At 65.2% G+C, this 12,762-nt stretch carries 13 protein-coding genes; 6 read left to right on the plus strand and 7 right to left on the minus strand.

What is annotated here, in order from left to right; genetic code table 11:
- Positions 1-350 precede the first annotated feature (350 nt).
- On the plus strand, positions 351-1,970 hold the full coding sequence (locus ACZ9C1_RS02975; protein ID WP_476253554.1) for a carboxylesterase/lipase family protein: 1,620 nt from the start codon (positions 351-353) through the stop codon (positions 1,968-1,970).
- Between the two features lie 70 nt (positions 1,971-2,040).
- Here ACZ9C1_RS02975 and ACZ9C1_RS02980 read toward each other — a convergent pair whose 3' ends face one another.
- Together ACZ9C1_RS02980 and ACZ9C1_RS02985 are read right to left on the minus strand one after the other, a co-directional pair.
- On the minus strand, positions 2,041-2,226 hold the full coding sequence (locus ACZ9C1_RS02980) for a hypothetical protein (RefSeq protein ID WP_277503448.1): 186 nt from the start codon (positions 2,224-2,226) through the stop codon (positions 2,041-2,043).
- 392 nt (positions 2,227-2,618) lie between these two features.
- Positions 2,619-3,560: a LysR substrate-binding domain-containing protein gene (locus ACZ9C1_RS02985; protein ID WP_476253555.1), complete on the minus strand. Its 942-nt coding sequence runs from the start codon at positions 3,558-3,560 to the stop codon at positions 2,619-2,621.
- Between the two features lie 103 nt (positions 3,561-3,663).
- On the opposite strand from ACZ9C1_RS02985, the gene ACZ9C1_RS02990 reads away from it, so the two are divergent.
- From ACZ9C1_RS02990 to ACZ9C1_RS03000, 3 genes are all read left to right on the plus strand, one after another.
- Positions 3,664-4,368 (plus strand): SDR family oxidoreductase, encoded by a 705-nt coding sequence (locus ACZ9C1_RS02990; RefSeq protein ID WP_457378313.1) that lies wholly within the window; start codon positions 3,664-3,666, stop codon positions 4,366-4,368.
- Between the two features lie 78 nt (positions 4,369-4,446).
- A complete protein-coding gene (locus ACZ9C1_RS02995) occupies positions 4,447-4,938 on the plus strand; it encodes a GNAT family N-acetyltransferase (protein WP_046856079.1) in 492 nt (163 codons plus the stop codon).
- 47 nt (positions 4,939-4,985) lie between these two features.
- Positions 4,986-5,339, plus strand: a complete 354-nt coding sequence (locus ACZ9C1_RS03000; RefSeq protein ID WP_023631242.1) for an SH3 domain-containing protein — start codon at positions 4,986-4,988, stop codon at positions 5,337-5,339.
- Here ACZ9C1_RS03000 and ACZ9C1_RS03005 read toward each other — a convergent pair whose 3' ends face one another.
- Complete coding sequence (locus ACZ9C1_RS03005) at positions 5,340-5,900, minus strand: cysteine hydrolase family protein (RefSeq protein ID WP_476253556.1); 561 nt, start codon at positions 5,898-5,900, stop codon at positions 5,340-5,342.
- A 611-nt stretch (positions 5,901-6,511) separates the two neighbouring features.
- Here ACZ9C1_RS03005 and ACZ9C1_RS03010 point away from each other — a divergent pair.
- Positions 6,512-6,703: a hypothetical protein gene (locus ACZ9C1_RS03010; RefSeq protein ID WP_031315428.1), complete on the plus strand. Its 192-nt coding sequence runs from the start codon at positions 6,512-6,514 to the stop codon at positions 6,701-6,703.
- Between the two features lie 121 nt (positions 6,704-6,824).
- Here ACZ9C1_RS03010 and ACZ9C1_RS03015 read toward each other — a convergent pair whose 3' ends face one another.
- Positions 6,825-7,742, minus strand: coding sequence for a LysR family transcriptional regulator (locus tag ACZ9C1_RS03015; RefSeq protein ID WP_102682578.1), 918 nt, complete (start codon positions 7,740-7,742; stop codon positions 6,825-6,827).
- 101 nt (positions 7,743-7,843) lie between these two features.
- Between ACZ9C1_RS03015 and ACZ9C1_RS03020 the strand changes: the two genes are divergently transcribed.
- Positions 7,844-8,605, plus strand: a complete 762-nt coding sequence (locus tag ACZ9C1_RS03020; protein WP_110698285.1) for a sulfite exporter TauE/SafE family protein — start codon at positions 7,844-7,846, stop codon at positions 8,603-8,605.
- 1 nt (position 8,606) lies between these two features.
- Here the strand turns inward: ACZ9C1_RS03020 and ACZ9C1_RS03025 are convergent, their stop codons facing one another.
- The 3 genes from ACZ9C1_RS03025 to ACZ9C1_RS03035 all read right to left on the minus strand — a co-directional run bounded on the left by ACZ9C1_RS03025 (position 8,607) and on the right by ACZ9C1_RS03035 (position 12,694).
- Complete coding sequence (locus tag ACZ9C1_RS03025; protein ID WP_476253557.1) at positions 8,607-10,025, minus strand: GGDEF domain-containing protein; 1,419 nt, start codon at positions 10,023-10,025, stop codon at positions 8,607-8,609.
- Positions 10,026-10,140: 115 nt separating this feature from the next.
- Positions 10,141-11,970, minus strand: coding sequence for an SLC13 family permease (locus tag ACZ9C1_RS03030; RefSeq protein WP_476253558.1), 1,830 nt, complete (start codon positions 11,968-11,970; stop codon positions 10,141-10,143).
- A gap of 154 nt (positions 11,971-12,124) precedes the next feature.
- Positions 12,125-12,694, minus strand: a complete 570-nt coding sequence (locus ACZ9C1_RS03035) for an N-acetyltransferase family protein (protein ID WP_476253559.1) — start codon at positions 12,692-12,694, stop codon at positions 12,125-12,127.
- Positions 12,695-12,762 lie beyond the last annotated feature (68 nt).

The raw sequence follows: 12,762 nt of genomic DNA on the forward strand, positions 1-12,762 counted from the left end.
AGCTGATCATTGGGTTAGAAAAACGCGCTGAAATCGGGCATGGCGCGTGCGCATGAGCGCATGGAGGGGTCTGATCGCCCTGCGTCGCAACAACCCGTTCGATTGAAATAATCCAGCAAAAAATGGGTTCTAGGATGGCCGCCGCCCATGGAAGGCATGTGTGTCCAAGGAGGAAACGAGTAGGCCGAGGCCGCGCTGGGCTTCGCTTGCCGCCAGGGAGGGTATCCATGACAAGGATGCCCCACGGTTTCGGCTGTGGGGCAGTTTCCCGAACTGTCCGAGCCCTGGCCGGGCCGCTGGCGTGTTGCATCATTTGAGTCTCGCAAGGAGAACGCAGGATGAGATCGACCATGATCAAGAGGCTGCACCTGGGGGTACTGAGTGTTCTATTGGCGGTCTCGGCGGAGTCCGTCGCGCAGACGCTGGTCCAGGCACCGGCAGGGCCGGTCCAGGGTGTCGTCATCGACAACGTGACCGCCTACAAGGGCTTGCCCTATGCCCAGGCGCCGGTCGGTCCGCTGCGCTGGCGGGCGCCGGTGGCGCTGTCGGCCTGGACACAGACGCGTGTCGCGGACGATTTCGCCGCCGCTTGCCCCCAGCCAAGGCCGGCCACCCCGAGCCTTTACGCGCCAGCGCTGGCCAAGATGTCCGAGGACTGCCTGTACCTCAACATCTGGGCGCCGGTGAAGGTCGAGAAGGCGCCGGTCATGGTCTGGATCCACGGCGGCAGCCTGATGGCCGGTGCCGGCAACGATGGCCTTTATGATGGTGCGGCGCTGGCCGCCCAGGGCGTGGTTGTGGTGACGATCAACTACCGTCTCGGCGTGCTGGGCTACTTGGCCCACCCTGAATTGAGCGCCGAGAACCTTGAGGGTATTTCGGGCAACTATGGCTTGCTTGATCAGATCCAGGCGCTGAAATGGGTGCGTGACAACATCGCGGCTTTTGGTGGTGATCCATCCAATGTAAGCATCGCGGGGGAATCCGCAGGTGGTCTCAGCGTGCTCTACCTGATGGCTTCGCCCCAGGCGCGAGGGCTGTTTCACAAGGCTGTGGCGCAGAGCGCCTACATGATCTCCACGCCTGAGTTGCAACGCTCCAGCCATGGCGATGTACCGGCACAGGAGAGCGGCCGGCGATTGGCGCAGCGCCTGAAGCTGGATATCGCGGGCCTGCGCAAGATGGAGGCAATGGCGCTGGTCAGGGCTGCCGAGGCAATCCATTTCATGCCATCGGGGACTGTCGATGGCAAGATTCTGCCGCGCCAGCTTGTCGAGACCTTCAACCGCGGCGAGCAGGCACCGGTACCGCTGCTGGCGGGCTTCAATGACGGCGAAATCCGCTCGTTGCCGTTCCTGGCTCCGCCGGCTCCGGCCACTGCGCAGGCGTATGAAGCCACCATCCGGGCACGGTATGGGGACCTTGCCGATGCGTTCCTGCGTCAGCATCCGTCATCCGCGATGACAGAAAGTGTCCAGACCGTCGTTCGGGACGCCATGTACGGCTGGACGGCCGAGAAGCTGGTGCGCAAACAGACCGAACTTGGCCAGCCTGCCTACTTCTATTACTTCGATCACGCTTACCGCGCGACCAACGACGCCAAGCTTCACGCGTTCCATGCGGCGGAAATCCCCTACATTTTCGCTACCTTCGACCGTACGCCGGCCGCTTGGCCGCGCCCTCCGCTGACCCGTGGCGAGGCGCGCTTCAGCGAAGCCTTGAACCAATACTGGGGTTCGTTCATCCGCACGGGCCAGCCGCGGGCCGAGGGGCAGGCGCAATGGCTGGCCTATGGGCAAGACCGCAACTACCTTGCTTTTGAAGACGTTCCGCGAGCAGGCCGACATCTGGCCAAGGGCATGTTCGAGTTGAACGATGAGGTGGTGTGCCGTCGCTTCAAGGAGGGCGGCGTACCCTGGAACTGGAACGTTGGTCTGCGGGCGCCTTCGGCAATGCCGCCTGGCTGTTGACCCTGCTTCGGGGCTGAGCGATGGGGTGCGCGGAGCACCGCATATCCATCGCCATCCGCCGGGCATCACTTCACTGCAACGTCTCGGGCTTCCTCCCCTGGGAAGCCTTCTTCAATCCCTGTTCCATCCGCCCGATCACCTGCGCCAGTATCGCCGCTCTTTCCAGTTCTCCTGACGCCTTCATCCGGGCATGATCTCTTCGCAGGTTCAACAGGCATTTTTGCAGTCCAAGTGCCGAGCTGTCGTAGTTGTCCATGCTGTACTCGTTGGTCGTGGGCATCCGTGCCGTTGTAAGAAAGGCTCGACGGTATCAGGTCAATTCTCCCGCCAATACTGATTATTCATACACTGGCTCACAATCCCGTAGAAACGTCCTACATCGACAAAAGAGGCGTCTTACAGGATGGCTTGGGTGAGTGTTTCGGGATGCTTCCGCTCATTTTGCGGCAGGCCCCGAAGTACAAGGCCTGCCGCGTAAAAGACGAGTCGTAGCGATAATCCGTGTTGCCCGGCACCCAACACGCGCCACTGAAACGGTATGTTGCAATTGCCCCTAGAGGTGGTCCGCATCCACCAACGCCTTGACGAACGCCTCGGGCGCTTCCTGCGGCAGGTTGTGGCCGCTCCCACGCAGATTACTAAAGCCCGCTAAATCAAAGAGTCACGATTTGAAAGTGCTTGAGCATCAGCGTTCACCTGGGCCAGCAGCCAGTTCACCACCTGCTCGGCGGCCGAGCCTGCCAGCGGCGCATGGCTGGCCAGCAAGTGGAAGCCGGCGTCGCTGCGCAATTCATGGCCTTCCAGCGCCAGCACCAAGGCCCCGGCTTTCAGGGCATTCTCCACCAGCAGGCGCGGCACCAAGGCGATGCCCATGCCTTGCTCGGCGGCCTCGATGGCGAGGATGGTTTGCGAGAACACCGGGCCGTTGAACCGTGTGCCGGGCAACGCGTAGTGGTCGAACCAGCGCTTCCAGTTGTTGTGGCTGTCGGAGATCAGCGGGTGTTGCGCAAGCTCCGCGGCTTGCCGCCAAGGGTGCTCACCGCGCAACCCCGGCGCGCACACCGGCACCGCCACGCCGGGCAGCAGGGGCAGGGCGTAGGCCTCGGCGAAGGGCGGCGCCCCCCAGCGCACGGCCAGGTCCACCGCACCCTTGCCGCTCAGGGGGCGGGTACTGTCGGAGGCGTCGATCATCAGGGCCACCTGCGGATGCGCCTCGGCCAGGCGCCCCAGGCGCGGGATCAGCCAGCGGCTGGCGAAGGCGGGGGTGGTGCTGAGCAGGACCTGCTGCGGATCGCGCTGGTTGTCGCGCTCCAGCAGTTCGCCGGTGGCGTCCTCGATGATCTCCAGGGCCAGGCGCACGCGGGCCAGGTAGTCGGCGCCGTCCCGGTTGGGCCGCAGGCCACGGGGCAGGCGCTCGAACAAGGGGCGGCCAAGTTTGTCTTCCAGGGTGCGCACCTGCTGGGCGACCGCGCCCGGCGTGACATGCAGCTCGTCGGCGGCAGCGCGAAAGCTGCCCAGGCGGGCGGCGGCCTCGAAGGCCACCAGGTGATTGACGATGGCGGGGGCGTTGCGTCGCTTGGGCGCGCTCATCCAGTAGATTTCCTGCAGGCTGCTGCCAGTATTCGTGATTGGTGCGTTGAGCCGGATTCTGGCTTCATGGGCCCACTTGATCAACTCCCGGAAGGAGCGGCATATGTCTTCTCAGAAAGTGGCAATCATCACCGCAGGTGGCAGTGGCATGGGCGCGGAGGCTGCGCGGCGGTTGGCTGCCGACGGTTTCAGGGTGGCGATCCTGTCGTCCTCGGGCAAGGGCGAGGCCCTGGCGGCCGAGCTGGGCGGCATCGGTGTGACGGGCTCCAACCAGTCGGCAGAGGACCTGCAGCGTCTGGTCGATACCGTGATGCAGCAATGGGGGCGTATCGATGTGCTGGTCAACAGCGCCGGGCATGGCCCGCGTGCGCCGGTGCTCGAGCTCAGCGACGAGGACTGGCACCGGGGCATGGAGGTGTACTTCCTCAACGTGGTGCGCCCGACCCGCCTGGTGACCCCGATCATGCAGCGGCAGCAGGGCGGGACCATCATCAATATCTCGACCTTCGCCACCTTCGAGCCGGATCCGGCATTCCCGACCTCCGGCGTGTTCCGTGCCGGGCTCGCGGCCTTCACCAAACTGTTCGCCGACCGTTACGCGGCCGAGAACATCCGCATGAACAACGTGCTGCCAGGCTTCATCGACAGCCTGCCGGAGAAGGAGGAATTCCGTAGCCGGATTCCCATGGAGCGGTACGGTAAGGCCGAGGAAATCGCGGCCACTGTCGGCTTCCTTGCCTCCGAGGGCGCGGGTTACATCACCGGGCAGAACCTGCGGGTTGATGGGGGGATTACCCGTTCGGTGTAGGTGACATGGCGAGCCTGTGGCAGGGCGGCGACTTCCGTTAGGATGTCGCCCCTGTTTCCCGCTATCCGGATTCCGCCCATGAGCACACCGACATTCCGCCAGGCCACCTCCAGCGATGTGGACCGCTGCTACCAGATCGAGACCAGCGCCTACGAAGGCGACGAAGCCGCCACCCGGGAAAAGATCGCCACGCGCATCGCCCAGTACCCGGAGGGCTTCCTCGTGCTGGAGGCCGAGGGCCAGGTGATCGGCTTCATCAACAGCGGTTGCGCCGACCAGGTGGTGATGTCGGACGAGGCTTTCAAGGAACTGGTCGGGCATGACCCGCAGGCGCCCAATGTGGTGATCATGTCGGTGGTGCTTGACCCCGCGTACCAGGGCCAGGGCCATGCCAGCCGGTTGATGGCGCGCTTCGTCGCGCAGATGCGCGAGCGCGGCAAGGCCACCATCCACCTGATGTGCAAGGAGCGCCATGTCGGGTTGTACGAGAAGATGGGCTACGCCTATGTACGCCCGTCGGCTTCCGACCATGGCGGCATGGCCTGGCATGAAATGGTCATGGTGCTGTAGAGGCCCTTCGACTAGCATCGACGCTTTTCGCAGCCAGGGAGAGGCCTGTGAAGTACGTCGTGATCGAGACACACCGCAGTGAGTATCCTGCGCCCATCACCTTCGCCCGTGGCACGCTGCTGGAGATCGGCCAGCGCTACGAGGGCGACGAGCAGTGGGAGGACTGGTACCTGTGCAGTTGCCAGGGCCAGGCAGCAGGGTGGGTGCCAGCCCAGTTCATCGAACGGCTGGGCGTGGGCCGGGGCAGGGCGCTGGAAGCCTATTCGGCCCATGAACTGGACGTCGACCCCGGCCAGCAGCTCGATAGTCTGCGCCCCTTGAATGGCTGGGCCTGGTGTCGCCGGGTGAGCAATGGCGAGCTCGGCTGGGTGCCGCTGGCCAAGCTGCGCGCGCTGGCGTGATCAGCGTGCGGCCAGCACCGCCGCACTGTGCAGAACGCGCGCATAGTCCATGGCCAGGTTGCTCAGCGCCAGGGCATGGACATCCTCCGCCGGCCACAGCCGGCCTTGCAGATCATGCTGGTCGAAGGTGTAGCAGGCGTCGCCCACCACCACCGTTGCGAACCCCAGGTTGCCCGCCGAGCGTGCGCTCGACTCTACCGAGTTGTTGGTGATCACGCCGGTGATGACCAGTTGCTGGATGCCGCGCTGGTGCAGCCAGTTTTCCAGGCCGCTGTTGCAGAAAGCGTCGGGCAGGTGTTTTTCAAACACGGCCTCGTTCGCCTGCGGGGTGAAGGCGGGCTGGAACTCGCAGCCGGGCTGACCTGGCCGGAACACCGAATCCGGATCGCGGGAGATATGGCGCACGTGCACCACCGGGCGCGTGCTCGCGCGCCAAAAGGCGAGCAGTTCGCTGATGCGCTGTTCGGCTTCGGGGTTGTTGCGACGGCCCAGGCGAGGGTGGTTGATGCCGTTCTGCATGTCGATGATCAGCAGGGCGGCGTTGCTGGCGAGCGCGGTCATTTGCGGTGGTTCTCCTTGTCTGGGCTTCGGACCGTAGCATAGGTGTGTTGCCTGCGCGGATGTATCGCGGGGCAAGCCCGCTCCCACGCCGACCGCGTTGACCTCACGTTGTGCACTCGTGAGAGCGGGCTTGCACCGCGATGGTCGATTACCATCTGATCCGCTTTTTTTCCACGAACCTGAATCTGTAACCGTATCAGCCGCTGCCGGACAATACGCCCAGGCCCAGCCTTCCAATCCGGTGTGCGCTGGGCAGGCTGCCCCGCTGCACTACCGCAGCGGCCAGCCCCGCCGTTACGTCATCACACTGTAGAGGTTCCGATGGGCAAGCTCGCGCTGTTTCTGGGTGGTTTTCTGCTGCTGACTATCATGATTGGCCTGCTGGGCACCATTCCGCCAAGCTGAGCCGCAACTTTTTCCTGTCCCGGCCCGCCTGGCGCAATGGCGGGCCAGACTCTTCCCTCCCGGTTTTCCCGCCGAATACCGCAGTCGTCTAGACAAGCGGTAGCTGCAAGTCGTTCTCAAGTGCAAGTCGCTCGTGTAATCTCCCGCCCCCAATCAAAGGGCCCGGGCACACGGGCCATTCACTTGCCTTGGAGACAATACACACTATGGAATGCAAGAAAGGCACTGCAGCGATGCTGGAGTGGCGCGGTCGTTTTCTCGGCGAGGGCATCCTCCACGAAGAGGACTACGATCAGGCACTGCGCCGTGCCGAAGAGTTGGAGCGTTCCGGTGTGATCAGCGCAAGCGAATGGATCGAGTTGGTCAAGCTGGCCAACGTGGCCTTGCTGCGCTTGTAATTTTTCCTTCAAGGCTTGCGGAAACTGTCCACAAAAATCGTGGGTAGGTCTGTGGATAAAACGCTACAGGCCAGTATTGGCAAGCACTCTGTTAGATTGAGCAGAAATTGAGCAGGCCTGTTCAGGGCTGTTCCCATAGGCGCGGACGGGCATCGCGCAGGGCCTGCAGCAGCTCGCGAGCCCGTGCCGGCAGGTCGCCGGCGGGGTACACGGCATGCATCTGCGGGTCGTGCCCGGTGCTGGATGTCAGGTGAAAATCGGGGCAGACCCGCACCAACCGTCCGGCTCGCACCTCCGGTTCCCCCAGCCAATCGGCCAGCCGCGCGATGCCGGCGCCCGCCAGGGTGGTTTGCAGTACTGCCACCCCTGAGCCCAGGCGCAGCCGCGGCCGTGGGCGCAGGCTGGAGATGCGCCCATCCTTGCTGAAATGCCAGGCCTTGAGGATGCGCGGTGCGGTATGCAGGATCAGCGCATGCCGTTCCAGGTCTTCCAGCCCTTGGGGCGTGCCGGCCTGCGCCAGGTACTCAGGACTGGCGTACAGGTGGCGGCGGTAACGCCATAGCGGGTAGCCGATCAGTTCGCTGGACTGTGGGAAGGCTCCGCGGATCACGAAGTCCAGCTTGCCTTGCAGCGGATCCAGAGCCTGATCGTTGTACTGCACGTCAAGGGTGACATGAGGGTGGCGACGAGAGAACTCGGCCAGCACTCCCGGCAATATCTGCTGGGCCAGAACCTCGGGCGCGGCCAGGCGGATCCAGCCCTTGGCGTTGCCGGTCAACGCGGCCAACTCGTCGGCGGCATCACGTTGCACATCCAGCAAGCGTTCGGCGTGAGGCAGCAGACGCTCGCCGGCCTCGGTCAATGACACCGCGCTGGCGCTGCGGTTGAACAGCTTGGCGCCGCTGTTGTCCTCCAGCGCCTGCACCGCACGAGTTACTGCGCTGGGCGAACGACCCAGGGCACGGGCGGCGCTGACAAAGCTGCGCTTGTGCGCAACGCTGACGAACGCTTGTATTTCACGCAGCATGTCCAGCGCCATGCAAGGGCTCCTTGTTGCAGTTTTCGCAATATGGCATTTCAACACAAGCACGGCGCTTTGATTAGTCTGGCAGCCTGTTTTGTGCCGCCTGGACCTTCGAGATGATGGATATTGCCCTGCTTTCGCTGTTTGCCTTCGCCGCTGGCCTGATCGACGCTGCCGTCGGTGGTGGCGGGCTGATCCAGATCCCCGCGCTGTTCAACGTGCTGCCCAACGCCCAGCCGGCGGCACTGCTGGGCAGCAACAAGCTGGCCTCGGTGTGCGGTACCACGTTCGCGGCGCGTTCGTTCATCCGCAAGGTCAAGCTGGACTGGGGGTTGATCGTGCCAGCGGCGCTGAGCGCCTTCGTGATGTCGTTCCTCGGCGCGGCCACCGTATCCCTGGTGCCGGCGAGCGTGATGCGCCCGATGGTGCTGGCGCTGATCGTGCTGATGGCCATCTACACCTTCTGCAAGAAGGATTTCGGCACCCTGCACAAACCCATGGCCATCGGCCGCAAGGAACAGTGCCTGGCGGTGCTGATCGGTGGCGCCATCGGCTTCTATGACGGGCTGTTCGGGCCGGGCACCGGCAGTTTCCTGATCTTCCTGTTCATCCGCTTCTTCGCCCTGGATTTCCTGCATGCCTCGGCCTCGGCGAAGCTGGTCAACATCGCCACCAACCTGGCCGCGCTGGTGTTCTTCATCCCGTCGGGCAATGTGCTGTGGGCCATCGCGCTGCCGATGGCGCTTTTCAATGTCCTTGGCGCGCTGACCGGCACCTGGCTGGCGGTGCGCAAGGGCGCGGGGTTCGTGCGGGGGCTGTTCCTGGTGCTGCTGTGCGTGCTGATCGCCAAGCTGAGCTGGGACCTGCTGGCCGGTTGACTCACACCACCTGGCGCTGCCCATCGGCTTGTTCGACACGGTTACGGCCCTGGGCCTTGGCCCGGTAGAGCGCCTGGTCGGCGCTGGCCAGCAGCACGTCGAGGCTGGGTGCCGGGGTGCCGGCGGCGCAACCGCTCACACCGATGCTCACGGTGATCCGCAGCGACTGCCCGGGCTGCGCGATGTGCTGGTCCTGCACCGCCCGGCGCAGGCGCTCGGCGGTGAACCTGGCCAGCTCCGGCGCCAGCCCCGGCACGACGATGACGAACTCCTCGCCGCCCAGGCGGGCGAACAGCTCGCCATCGTGCAGCTGGTCCTGCAGGGTCATGGCGAACTGGCGCAGCACCTGGTCGCCGATTGCGTGGCCATGCTGGTCGTTGATGGTCTTGAAGTGATCGATGTCGAGCATCATCAAGGTCAGCGGCGCTTGCTGGCGGTTGTCGAGCAGGGCGTGGGCGCGGCGGATGAAGGCGCTGCGGCTGAGGGCCCCGGTCAGGTGGTCGATGGTCGCCTGGTGCGCCAGGCGCGCCATCAGGCTGCGGTTGGCGCTGCTGACGCAGGCCAGCACCAGCGGGCCGAGCACCAGCATGGCGATGCCCAGGCGCGCCGACATCAAGGTAGTGACCCCCGACTCGCTCTGCGGGATGTTGAAGTGCATGAGGTTCTGCGCCACGGCGACGATCAACGTGCTGCCCGCGGTGAGGGCCAGCAGCGACACGAGAAAGGGCGAATAGCTGAGCGCGCACCACAACAGCGCGGCAATCGGGAAAGCGATGGCGCCGGGCCCGCCGAAGATGATACTGACGCTCAGCGAGGCGAACAGCACCAGCAACGGCGCCAGGCGCACCGTCTGGCCGGTGCTGCCGGGGCGGGTCAGGGCCCTGGGCGATGGCGCGGTGAGCAGCACCGGCAGGACTAGCACGCTGGTGGAGAACTGTTCGCTGAACCAGGCCAGCCAGGTGGCGCGCAGCGATTGTTCGAACCACGGCGCGGCCATCATGCAGGCCAGGCTCGCGGCGACCACCGCACCGACGGCGCAGGCACCGAACAGGCACAGAGTGCCGTGCGGGGTGCGCAGGCGACGATGCACGCGCGGCAGCCGAGCCATCAGGTACCAGATGGTGGCGATGGCGCCGAGGTTGCACAGGTTGAACCACAAGGCCGGGCGCCAGGCGCTGCCGCAGGCCAGGTCGGCACCGACCATGGCCAGATAGACCAGGGCAAAGCCGCCGGGGCTGGCTTGGCGTGGGTTGCGCAGCAGCACGCCGGCGAGTACCGCGTTCACCGGCCAGAACAGCGACAGAGATTCGATCGGGCGGGCGAGGATGCCGCCCAGAGTCAGCGCCAGGGTCAAGCCGAACAGAATCAGCGGGGGTAGCAGGCGTGACGGAACTGGAGACACCATGGGCTCGACCGACAAGCGAAGACAGAATCCAGGAAAACGGCTGTAGGCACCTGGGACGATGTCGTGTCAGTGTCTTTCAACTGGTCAATTGATGTCAATTCGCCGCAATCGGCCCGGATCGTGCTCACGACTACAGCTCGAACACCCACGGCACCATCAGCACGGTCACCAGCATCACCAGCAGGGTGAACGGCACGCCGACCTTGACGAAGTCGGCGAAGCGGTACTGGCCGGGCCCCAGCACCAGGGTGTTGACCGGAGACGACACCGGCGTCATGAACGCCGCCGACGCCGCCAGGGCCACGGTCATGGCGAACGGGTAGGGCGACATGCCCAGCTGCTGCGCGGTGCTCACCGCCACCGGGGCCATCAGCACCGCGGTGGCGGTATTGGAGATGAACAGTCCGATCAGCGCCGTCACCGCGAACAGGCAGGCGAGGATCACGCTGGGCCCGGCGCCGCCGAGCGCACCGACCAGCGCACCGACGGCCAGGTCGATGCCGCCGGTCTTCTGCAGGGCCAGGGCAAAGGGCAGCATGCCGACGATCAGCACCAGGCTCTGCCAGTGGATGGCGCGGTAGGCGCTGTTCATGTCGATGCAGCGCCCGGCGCCCATCAGCAGGCAGCCGATCAGCGCGGCGATGACGTTGGGCACCAGGCCGCTGACCATCAGCCCGACCATTACCGCCAGGCTGATCAGCGCATAGGGTGCCCGGGCGCGTGCCGGCGCGACCTGGTCGATTTCCGCCGGCAGGCTCAGTACCAGGAAGTCGCGCGGCTTGCCCTGCAGCTGGCGCACCGCCTTCCACGGGCCGACCACCAGCAGGGTGTCGCCCAGGCGCAACTTTTCTTCCACCAGTTGCCCTTCGATGGCTTGCTGGTCACGGCGCAGGCCGACCACGTTGAGGTCGTAGCGGGTGCGAAAGGCCAGCTCGAGGATGTTCTTGCCGATCAGTTGTGAGCCCGGCGGCAGCGATATCTCTGCCATGCCCAGTTCCTGGGACTGGTCGATGAAGTAGGCGGCCTTGAAGTGCAGGGGCTCGAGCAGCATGGTCTGGCACAGGCTGCGCAGGTCGTCGCGGTTGGCGAACAGGTCCAGCAACAGCACGTCGCCCTGCTGCAGCAAGGTGCCGGAGTCGGCGCCGATCACCCGGGTGGTGAACTTGTGCTGGCGTTCGATGCCGATCACGTTGGCGCCGTGGCGGGTGCGCAGCTCCAGCTCGCCGAGGGTATGGCCGATCAGCGGCGAATGGGGGCGGATGCGCAGGCGGCGCTCGCGGCCGTTGAGTTTGTAGTCCAGCACCAGGTCGAGCAGGGTGCGGCGGCTTTCGACCCGGCCGTCCTTGCGCACCTCGCCGTTGAGCCAGTGGCGGGTCAGCAGCATGTAGCCGATACCGAGCACCAGCACCACCAGGCCAAAGGGGGTGAAGCTGAAAAAGCCGAAGCCGCTCTCGCCGTGGCGCACCAGCTCGCTGTGCACCACCACGTTCGGTGGTGTCGCCACCAGGCTCAGCATGCCACTGATCAGGCCGGCGAAGCTCAGCGGCATCATCAGCCGGCTGGGCGAAAGCTGCTGGCGCGCGGCAATGCTCAGCACCACCGGGATGAAGATCGCCACCACGCCGGTGGAACTCATCACCGAACCCAGGCCGGCCACGGCCACCATCAGCAGCACCAGCAGGCGCGCCTCGCTGTTGCCTGCGCGCTCGCTCATCCACTCGCCGATGCGGTAGGCGATGCCGGTGCGCACCAGCCCTTCGCCGATCACGAACAGGGCTGCGATCAGCACCACGTTGGGGTCGCTGAAGCCGGCCATGGCCTGCTCCACGGTGAGGATGCCCGACAGCGGCAGGGCGACGATCACCAGCAGGGCGACCACGTCCATGCGCGGGCGGTTGAGGATGAACAGGGTGACGACGACGGCCAGCAGGCCAAGGACCCAGAGCAGCTCATGGTTCATGGGGAGGGGGTGTTCCTTCACACAGGCACGAAAGGCAATGGCCTTAGTGTGGCAGCTTGACGCGACCGCGTCGTTGACGTGCTGCAGTGTTTTGCCGGGTGATGACGCGGCCAGGGGTTGGGGCGGGCCGCTCGGCGACCCGTTGGAGCAGCCGCTAGCGGCCGCGCCGCCGCGACACCCGCGCTTCGATGTTCTTGCGCCCGATCAACAGCGGCGGTTTCTCCACAACCGGCTCGTCGGCCAGCCACTTGTACATCACCAGGCAGTCGACCAGGCCGAATTCAGCATGGCGGTAGGCCTTGGGCAGGCGGCCGACGGTCTCGAAGCCGAGCTTGTGCCACAGCGCCACGGCCACTTCGTTGGTCGCCACCACCGAATTGAACTGCAGGGCCAGGAAGCCTTCCTGGCGGGCGAGCTTCTGCGAATGCTCGCACATCAGCCTGGCCACGCCACGGCCACGGGCGTTTTCGCACACCATGTAGCCGCAGTTGCCCACGTGCGCTCCGGGCCCGGCGGCATTGGCCTTGAGGAAGTAGGAACCGAGCAGTTCGCCATCTGCCTCGGCCACCAGGGTGCGCAACGGGCTCTCCAGCCACAGCGTGCGGGCCTGGTCGATATTAAGAGCGGGGTCGAAGGCATAGGTCTGGCGAGCCTGGACAATGGCCTGGAAGGTCGGCCAGAAGCGCTCGAAGTCTTCCGGGGTCATGGGGCGAATCTGGATCATGGCGGTTCCTGCACGGGCTGAGCCGCCAAGTCTGGGTGCCAGGGCGTCGTCGCGCAAGGGCGGCGACG

This window comes from Pseudomonas sp. TE21435 (assembly GCF_056279265.1).

Bases quoted from the DNA above. Each gene is read 5' to 3' on its own strand.
- ACZ9C1_RS02985 (WP_476253555.1), bottom strand. From the start codon at position 3,560: ATGAGCGCGCCCAAGCGACGCAACGCCCCCGCCATCGTCAATCACCTG.
- ACZ9C1_RS02990 (WP_457378313.1), top strand. From the start codon at position 3,664: ATGTCTTCTCAGAAAGTGGCAATCATCACCGCAGGTGGCAGTGGCATG.
- ACZ9C1_RS02975 (WP_476253554.1), top strand. From the start codon at position 351: ATGATCAAGAGGCTGCACCTGGGGGTACTGAGTGTTCTATTGGCGGTC.
- ACZ9C1_RS02995 (WP_046856079.1), top strand. From the start codon at position 4,447: ATGAGCACACCGACATTCCGCCAGGCCACCTCCAGCGATGTGGACCGC.
- ACZ9C1_RS03035 (WP_476253559.1), bottom strand. From the start codon at position 12,694: ATGATCCAGATTCGCCCCATGACCCCGGAAGACTTCGAGCGCTTCTGG.
- ACZ9C1_RS03020 (WP_110698285.1), top strand. From the start codon at position 7,844: ATGATGGATATTGCCCTGCTTTCGCTGTTTGCCTTCGCCGCTGGCCTG.
- ACZ9C1_RS03030 (WP_476253558.1), bottom strand. From the start codon at position 11,970: ATGAACCATGAGCTGCTCTGGGTCCTTGGCCTGCTGGCCGTCGTCGTC.
- ACZ9C1_RS03015 (WP_102682578.1), bottom strand. From the start codon at position 7,742: ATGGCGCTGGACATGCTGCGTGAAATACAAGCGTTCGTCAGCGTTGCG.
- ACZ9C1_RS02980 (WP_277503448.1), bottom strand. From the start codon at position 2,226: ATGGACAACTACGACAGCTCGGCACTTGGACTGCAAAAATGCCTGTTG.
- ACZ9C1_RS03010 (WP_031315428.1), top strand. From the start codon at position 6,512: ATGGAATGCAAGAAAGGCACTGCAGCGATGCTGGAGTGGCGCGGTCGT.
- ACZ9C1_RS03005 (WP_476253556.1), bottom strand. From the start codon at position 5,900: ATGACCGCGCTCGCCAGCAACGCCGCCCTGCTGATCATCGACATGCAG.